The sequence below is a fragment of the Arsenophonus nasoniae DSM 15247 genome, from assembly GCF_000429565.1.
Classification (GTDB): Bacteria; Pseudomonadota; Gammaproteobacteria; order Enterobacterales; family Enterobacteriaceae; genus Arsenophonus; species Arsenophonus nasoniae.
The window spans coordinates 1-8,107 of the sequence record NZ_AUCC01000106.1; the positions used below are offsets into that span (position 1 = coordinate 1).

Consider the following 8,107-nt stretch of genomic DNA (forward strand, 5'->3'; position numbering starts at 1 on the left):
AGCGCACTATCCCGCGCATCTTTTAAACTGATTGCCGGATACGTTCCAATATCTATCCGATCACCTTTCCCTTGCCAACGATAGCGATATTGAAAAATCACTTTACCTTTTGGTGTTACGCGAACTGATAACCCCTCTCTGTCTGATTTAGTCACCATTTTAGCTTGTGGCTTACCATTTACCGCTCTTAACCATGAATCACTTACCGCCATCTTTTTTTCTCCTTGTGTCCAATCTTTTTATGATATTTCATGTACACCAATATGTACATAAATTTCATGACACAAGGATTATAATAGGTGACTAAAAACAGCTATTATATACTAAGGTAAAAAATAAAAATGATTTAAAACAGAGTATTAATTTTAATTTATCGACTATTAGCGACTGTTGACGACTGTTATTTATTGTTATAAATTATTTGTATTACAAATACTGGCGCTGTTATCACCGATTGTAATTCAAGTTATTATGGATAAGGTGCTGATCCATCAAGCCTTTAGCACCTTAGACGTGCTTATTTTTACCTTAATAATAGCCGCTTTTATTGAAGTTATTTTAAAAGGTTTCCGAGAATATATTTATATCCATACCGCCAATCGTATTGACATCCGGCTCGGATTAAAACTAATCAGGCATTTATTACACTTACCACTCTCCTTTTTCAAAACCCGTCAAGTCGGCGCAATTGTTAATCGTGTTAGAGAACTAGAAACCATCCGTGAATTTTTAACCGGTAGTATGTTTACTTTGCTGGTCGATGTTCTTTTCTTATTTGTCTTTATTTATGTAATGTCAATTCTATCAACAACATTAACACTCATTTTTCTGCTCTCAATTCCCTTTTATTTGTTACTTGCCTGGAAAATAACACCAAAGATAGAAAAAGCAGCCGAAACACAATTTATGCATGCGGCAATCAATACCTCTTTTTTAACCGAAAGCGTGGCCGGCAGTGAAACGATTAAAAGTCTAGCTATTGAGCCACGTTTTATCCGTCGCTGGGATGCGCAAACTGCCGATATGATCGCTAGTAATTTTCAAGCTCAACAAATAAACTCACAAGGCAGCCATATCGTCATGCTGATTGAAAAATTGACGATGGCGGTGATTTTATGGATCGGTGCAGCAGAAGTACTCGCATTAAATATGACGATAGGCCAGTTAATCGCTTTTCAAATGATGGTCTCTCACAGTAGTCAACCATTAGGAAAATTGGTGCAATTATGGGGAGATTATATTCGTACACGCGTTGCGATTGATAAACTAGCACAAATCATTAATTTACCAACCGAACAACATAATGAAGGCTTACACCCACAGTTAACCGGCAAGATCCATTTTCAAAATGTCGATTTTCGCTATCAACCGGATCTTCCTCTTATTATTAATCAATTCAATTTATCCATTAACGCCGGAGAGATGATTGGTATTGTCGGTGCTTCAGGTTCCGGTAAAAGTACTTTAGCGCGTCTATTATTACGCCTTTATACCCCAGAAAAAGGCGGCATATTAATTGATGATATTCCCCTTTATCAGCTCAATATCGCTACGTTACGCCAACAAATCGGTATCGTGTTACAGGAAAATTTTCTCTTTAACCAATCTGTATTTAACAATATTGCTCAATCAAAACCTGATGCAACTTTAGATGAAGTCATTGCTGCCGCCAAGTTAGCAGGTGCTCATGATTTCATCTTAAAAATGCCTTTAGGTTACGACTCATTGATTGCTGAAGGTGGCCAATCATTATCAGGGGGTCAGCGCCAACGTATTGCTATTGCTCGTACAATACTAAGCAATCCTCGTATTCTGATCTTTGATGAAGCCACCAGCGCTTTAGATGATCAAACCCAAGCCATAATCCAACAAAATATGCAAAAAATTGCCCAAGGGCGGACCGTAATTACGATTGCTCACCGCTTGTCCACAGTTAGTCATCACCATCATATTATTGTCATGGATCAAGGCAAAATTATTGAGCAAGGAAGCCATACACAATTATTACAACTAAAAAAACATTACCACTATCTGTGGTCATTACAACAATCGTTAAAGCAGCAGTAGGACACTTCATGACAAATCGCATTACACGGAAGTTAAAACAGTTCTTTATGCAATATAATTATGACTTCTTGCCTTCACATCTGGCGTTGATGAATAGCCCGCCATCACCTTTTGCACGTTTAACGGCACTAACTTTAAGTATGGGCGTTGTTATTACTATGGGTTGGGCCTACTGGGGACAGCTAGATGTTCAAGCCACCTCAACCGGTCGACTTATCGTTTCCGGACATTCACAAGTTATTCAAGCTTATGAGCAGAGCCGATTGACGGAATTACATGTAAAAAACGGGCAACATGTAAAGAAAGGAGAACCTCTGCTTACCCTTGACGCTCTGGGGGTTAGTCAGGATATCATCGGTATTTCACATCAAATCGAGTATCATACGATTGAAAAATTACTTTACCAATCGCTACTGGAAAACAAAATCCCCCATCAACAACTCACCTTTCATCAATTAACCAAGCGCCAACAAGAAAAAATCAGCAAAAACTATCACCATGAAAAAGCACAGTTTGATGCACAAATTGCTAGCTTAGCCTCTGAAATCGAAGTTAATCATACGTCGCAAAAAGCGAAAACCAATGATCTCAATGTGCTCTTTTTGCTACAAAAGAATATCAAACAGCGGTTAGAAGCCCGTAAAACCCTAAGCCAAAAACAGATGATCAGTAAATCAGAATATTTAGAACAGGAAAAAGAGTTATTAGAAATTAGGCGTCTAATTGCTCAACAAACCTCTGAGCTAAATATTTTAGATTCGCAAGAAAAAAACCTAAAAGAACGGCTCAATGCTTTTCAATCACAAAAACAGCATGAATGGAACGATAAAAAAAAGCAGTCAGAGATCCAGCTCTCGATGCTAGAACAAGAATACGCAAAATTTGATGAACGAGAGCAGTTAGAAATTGTCCGCTCACCCGTTACTGGCACCGTACAACAATTAGCCACTTATACCTTAGGGGCAGTATTACAACCGGCACAAAATTTGATGGTCATTGTACCCGATAACGATGTGCAACTTGCCGAAGTTAAGATATTAAATAAAGATATTGGTTTTATTCGCCCTGGACAAAATGTCACTGTCAAAGTCGATGCCTTTCCCTATACGCGATATGGCACTATTGAGGGAGAAGTATTATCAATTTCGCGTGATTCGGCCCAAGATGAACAACTAGGTCTTATCTTTCCTGCGCAAATCAGTCTAAAGCAAAATAATTTAATGGTTGATGGTCATTCAATTGATATCACCCCAGGTATGTCTATTGTGGCAGAAATCAAAACCGATAAACGGCGCGTGATAGATTATCTATTAAGTCCAATTCGTGAATACCTGTCCGAATCAATGCGGGAGAAATAAACTATGGAAACTTTTTCTACCGTAGCAATAGCTAACCACACCACTAACCAAGCCTTAGATGCAATAATCTGGCTTGGTAAACGACTGAGTAAATCCATTACAATTGAACAATTAACTCACTCTTTAGGATTAGAATCTGAACATCTTACTGACTGGCAGTTACGAGAGTGTGCGGATTTCATACAATTAAAAAGCAAAGTAAACTTTCTTACACTCACTGAACTAGAGCAAATCCCGTTACCCGCATTAATTGAAATAGAAGGAATATGGTGGGTATTTACCAATATAACGCAACAAATCATTGAAGTAATAAATCCGTGTTCTGAGAAAACATTAACTTTTCCTCATCATAATAATCCAAATAGCCCAATCAAATTTAAAGTATTGTTGGTGGCAGAAAAAAAATTAACTGCCAAAAAAATCAAGTTTGGATTAGATTGGTTTTCTCCTTCGGTTCTTAGACAAAATAAACAACTAAGAGATATTTTTATACTCGCCAGTGTAGTGCAGATATTTGCCCTTATCCATCCAATCCTTTTTCAACATCTCATTGATAAAGTCTTGGTCGGTCGTAGCCTAAATAGCTTACATGTTTTAGCATTTGCTGTGGTCTCATTAGCAATAGCCGAACCTATTTATAGTTTTATTCGTAATAAAATTTTTAACCATACCTCTGGCCAAATTAATGCTGAATTATCTGGCCGCTTATATCGTCATTTATTAGGGCTACCACTCGATTATTTTAAACAGCGACAAACAGGACAAATTATTGCCCGGGTTCGTGAAATGGCGCAAATTCGGCAATTCCTCACTGGTTCAACTTTAATGTTGTTTATCGATCTCTTTTTTGTCACCTTATTTATTACTGTGTTGTTCAATTACAGTGCACTGCTCGCTAGTATCGTTGTTGGTTCATTGGTTATCTATTTTATTTTTTGGTTATTAATTGGTCCCATTATCCGTAAACGGGTAGAAAAAGAGTATGAAGCTCAAGCCGAAAACACCACTTTTCTTACTGAATCAATTACTGGTATTGAAACCATTAAAACAACTGCTACAGAGAATAGGTTTTTACAACGCTGGCAAAAAATCCTTAGTCACCAATTACAAAAAAGCTTTCAGGTGCAAAAAAGCAGTGTGATAGCCAGTCAAATCATTACACTGGTCAATAAAATAACTACCGCTATTTTATTATGGTTTGGTGTTAAAGCCGTGATGCAAGGCCAGCTTAGCCCTGGAGAATTAATTGCTTTTAATATGCTTAGTGCCCATGTAACCCAACCGATTCTCCGACTGGCGCAAGTATGGCAAGATTTTCAACATACCCTTATCGCACTAAAACGTGTTGGTGATATTCTTGATGAACCTACCGAATTTGGCCAAACAGGATTAACTAATACCGCATCTCTTGAGGGTAATATTAAATTTAATCACATCAGATTTCGTTATGCTAGCGATATGCCAGAAGTATTGCAGAACCTATCCTTGTCAATTAAAGCCGGACAATTTATTGGTATCACAGGCCCTTCAGGATCCGGAAAGAGTACCTTAACGAAACTATTACAACGACTTTATATTCCTCAGCAGGGTCAAATTACGATTGATGGTATGGATCTGGCTGTCGCTGATCCCATGGCTTTACGCCTTAATATGAGTGTAGTATTGCAAGAAAGTATTCTGTTTGCAGGTTCAATAGCAGACAATATCCGCTTAAGTCAGCCGGCAGCTTCTGACGAAGCCATGACCCAGGCCGCACAAATGGCAGGCGCATTGGATTTTATTCAACAACTTCCGCAGGGTTTCAATACCCAGTTAGCAGAGAGGGGGATGAATTTATCAGGTGGTCAGCGGCAACGCATAGCGCTTGCCCGTGCCCTGTTAACACAACCACGCATTTTAATTCTTGATGAGGCCACTTCCGCGCTAGATTACGACTCAGAAGCCGCTATCATGAAAAATATGCAATATCTATCTGCGGGTCGAACAGTAATTAGTATTGCTCACCGGCTTAATACTATCCGTCATGCTGATAAAATCTGTGTGATAAATGAAGGACAAGTAATTGAATTCGATAGCCATGATAATCTACTCAAGTTAAATGGGTTTTATGCTCAACTCTGGTATCAGCAAATAGGATCAAAGGCAAAAATTAACGCTTAAACATGACACAAGTCGCCAGTAAGCTCACATTTATCTGTTTTACTGGCTATGTCTCATTTCAGTTGCTCACTAATAGACTGCTTTATCAATAGGATATATTTTATCTGATAGTAGCGATAGTTATCTTGCTAGGGTATGATTGTTTTAAGTAACTAGCAAATTTCCATCAACATTTAAATTTATGGCAAAAGAGCAGACTGATCGCACAACCCGGGATCTATTCGCCGATGAACTTAGACCTGGGCGTCCGAAAACCAATCCCTTATCTCGACATGAACAATTAAAAATTAATAAACGTAATCAATTAAAACGTGATAAAAGCAAAGGATTACGTCGTATCGAATTAAAAATCAATGAGCGGGCTGTTGCGGCATTAAATATGCTAGCCCAAGAACAAAAAATAAGCCGTAGTGAACTAATAGAACAAATATTACTGACACAATTAGCAAAGAAAAACTGATGAGTTGCAGTTTTACTAGTTTATTTTGTCTAAAACACACAAAATTGACAGAATTATGCAGTTATTTTCGTCAAAATAATGGTCATTTAATTATTTATTAATCAACTGTTATTATCTTTCCTATTACTACTGTTAGTAACAATAAGATAACTAAACAACGCAAATTAAAATCAAGAGGTTTATTTACTTTATGGCAATCATAGGTATCTTCTTCGGCAGTGATACTGGCAATACAGAAAATATTGCCAAAATGATCCAAGAAAAACTTGGCGGCGCTGATATTGCTGAAATTCATGATATTGCTAAAAGCAGTAAAGAGGATATTGAAGCATTTGATATTTTACTATTCGGTATTCCTACCTGGTATTATGGTGAAGCACAGTGTGATTGGGACGATTTCTTTCCGACATTGGAAGAAATTGATTTTGAAGGTAAGCTGGTGGCTATTTTTGGTTGTGGCGATCAAGAGGATTATGCGGAATATTTTTGTGATGCCATGGGTACAGTGAAAGAGATTATTGAATCTAACGGTGCTAGCATTATTGGTCACTGGCCAACCGAAGGTTACCACTTCGAAGCATCAAAAGGACTCGCTGATGACACTCACTTTATTGGTCTTGCGATTGATGAAGACAGGCAACCAGAACTAACCGATGAGCGAGTGCAAAATTGGGTAAAACAAATATCCGACGAGCTAGAATTGCCAGCCATCATCCATAGATAGATGTCAATTTTTTTTGTACATGATAATTCCTGCAAATTGTGTAATGATATTAAGACATATATAATTGTAAAATTAGTATGAAAGAAACAGTATGCTACTGTTAACAATGTTTTGATATTATTGAATTCACTACTAATGCAACAAGGTAGGATCCGTATGACCGACAACAATAAAGCATTGAAGAATGCAGGGCTTAAAGTAACACTTCCACGTTTGAAAATTTTAGAGGTATTACAAGAGCCAGAGTGCCATCACGTCAGTGCGGAAGATCTCTATAAAAAACTCATTGATATGGAGGAAGAGATTGGCCTCGCAACGGTTTATCGTGTACTTAACCAATTTGATGAAGCTGGTATTGTTACTCGTCATAACTTTGAAGGCGGTAAATCAGTTTTTGAGCTGACACAACAACATCACCACGATCACTTAATTTGCTTAGATTGTGGTAAAGTTATTGAATTTAGTGATGAATCGATTGAAACAAGACAAAAAAACATCGCTGAGCGTCATGGTATTAAACTCTCTAATCACAGTCTCTATCTCTATGGACATTGCTCCAAAAAAGACCATTGTGATGAAAACGACTTGGGGCATCCAGCCCGGAATAGTAAAGAAGAAAAATAACCCTGCCTATCACTGTTTTTGTTATTAATCAGTTGAAAATAAAAGGAGAATAGAAGCGAATTTCTCCTTTTATTTTACCACAATATTTTGCTTTATTGTTCCACCTAAAAATTAGCCAAGATTTTAACAATTTTTTCATTTTACCTTCCAAACAATGAGATATCAGTTGAAAAGTATTATGCCTTACACGGTTGCCACTTATTCAGTTACAAATAATCACTCATCTATAACATCCTTATGTATGACACAACAAATAATTTATGCTTGGCCTATTGTAGGCGATGGCGCTAACATCTTGCTTGACATGCAACTTACCCTTGCGGTTCAATTCCCCGCTTACGTAACTCCTTCCTTAAGATACGCATGATCCACATCGCTAAAGAAGTATCACCATCTTTTTTGGCCTGTTCTTCGTGCTGCTCACGAAATTTCTCCGTAAGACGCATTTGATATTGTGGCGAACGCTTTTCTTTTGGCATTGAAATTGGTAATTACCAGATATTGTGATGTTTAGATGGTAACTATTATTGTAATGATACAGTAACCATAAAACAACGAAGCCCGCAGGTGCTACCAACACCTACGAGCCTCTCACCACAACATTAACAGGAGTAATGCTATGGCTTGTAGTGGTCTAATAAAACTGTAGAGATTTATAGCTTATAATTAAGCAAAATCTTATAGGTATAAATATGACCCGAAAAGTAAAAGTAA

The 8,107-nt window shown here is 37.5% G+C and carries 8 protein-coding genes; 6 read left to right on the forward strand and 2 right to left on the reverse strand.

Features of this window, described 5'->3' with window-relative positions; all coding sequences use genetic code 11:
- Positions 1 to 212 (reverse strand): Arm DNA-binding domain-containing protein (locus tag G468_RS0114975; protein ID WP_026823202.1); only part of this gene is annotated, 212 nt, incomplete at its 3' end.
- 178 nt (positions 213 to 390) lie between these two features.
- Between G468_RS0114975 and G468_RS21315 the strand changes: the two genes are divergently transcribed.
- From G468_RS21315 to fur, 6 genes are all read left to right on the forward strand, one after another.
- Positions 391 to 2,067 (forward strand): peptidase domain-containing ABC transporter, encoded by a 1,677-nt coding sequence (locus G468_RS21315; protein WP_248604897.1) that lies wholly within the window; start codon positions 391 to 393, stop codon positions 2,065 to 2,067.
- A gap of 8 nt (positions 2,068 to 2,075) precedes the next feature.
- Positions 2,076 to 3,425 (forward strand): HlyD family type I secretion periplasmic adaptor subunit, encoded by a 1,350-nt coding sequence (locus G468_RS0114985; RefSeq protein ID WP_034250134.1) that lies wholly within the window; start codon positions 2,076 to 2,078, stop codon positions 3,423 to 3,425.
- Between the two features lie 3 nt (positions 3,426 to 3,428).
- Positions 3,429 to 5,585 carry a type I secretion system permease/ATPase gene (locus G468_RS0114990; protein ID WP_026823767.1) on the forward strand — a complete coding sequence of 719 codons (2,157 nt, stop codon included), beginning with the start codon at positions 3,429 to 3,431 and terminating at the stop codon, positions 5,583 to 5,585.
- 181 nt (positions 5,586 to 5,766) lie between these two features.
- Entirely contained in the window at positions 5,767 to 6,045 is a 279-nt protein-coding gene (gene ybfE, locus G468_RS0114995) for a LexA regulated protein (RefSeq protein WP_026823768.1), read from the forward strand.
- Positions 6,046 to 6,235: 190 nt separating this feature from the next.
- Positions 6,236 to 6,769, forward strand: a complete 534-nt coding sequence (fldA, locus tag G468_RS0115000; RefSeq protein ID WP_026823769.1) for a flavodoxin FldA — start codon at positions 6,236 to 6,238, stop codon at positions 6,767 to 6,769.
- A gap of 156 nt (positions 6,770 to 6,925) precedes the next feature.
- Complete coding sequence (gene fur, locus G468_RS0115005) at positions 6,926 to 7,393, forward strand: ferric iron uptake transcriptional regulator (RefSeq protein ID WP_026823770.1); 468 nt, start codon at positions 6,926 to 6,928, stop codon at positions 7,391 to 7,393.
- A 311-nt stretch (positions 7,394 to 7,704) separates the two neighbouring features.
- Here fur and G468_RS25135 read toward each other — a convergent pair whose 3' ends face one another.
- Positions 7,705 to 7,839: a hypothetical protein gene (locus G468_RS25135; RefSeq protein WP_276324681.1), complete on the reverse strand. Its 135-nt coding sequence runs from the start codon at positions 7,837 to 7,839 to the stop codon at positions 7,705 to 7,707.
- Between the last annotated feature and the right edge of the window lie 268 nt (positions 7,840 to 8,107).

Excerpts from the sequence above, each read along its gene's own strand:
- G468_RS0114985 (WP_034250134.1), top strand. The coding sequence starts at position 2,076 with ATGACAAATCGCATTACACGGAAGTTAAAACAGTTCTTTATGCAATAT.
- G468_RS0114990 (WP_026823767.1), top strand. The coding sequence starts at position 3,429 with ATGGAAACTTTTTCTACCGTAGCAATAGCTAACCACACCACTAACCAA.
- ybfE (WP_026823768.1), top strand. The coding sequence starts at position 5,767 with ATGGCAAAAGAGCAGACTGATCGCACAACCCGGGATCTATTCGCCGAT.
- fldA (WP_026823769.1), top strand. The coding sequence starts at position 6,236 with ATGGCAATCATAGGTATCTTCTTCGGCAGTGATACTGGCAATACAGAA.
- fur (WP_026823770.1), top strand. The coding sequence starts at position 6,926 with ATGACCGACAACAATAAAGCATTGAAGAATGCAGGGCTTAAAGTAACA.
- G468_RS25135 (WP_276324681.1), bottom strand. The coding sequence starts at position 7,839 with ATGCGTCTTACGGAGAAATTTCGTGAGCAGCACGAAGAACAGGCCAAA.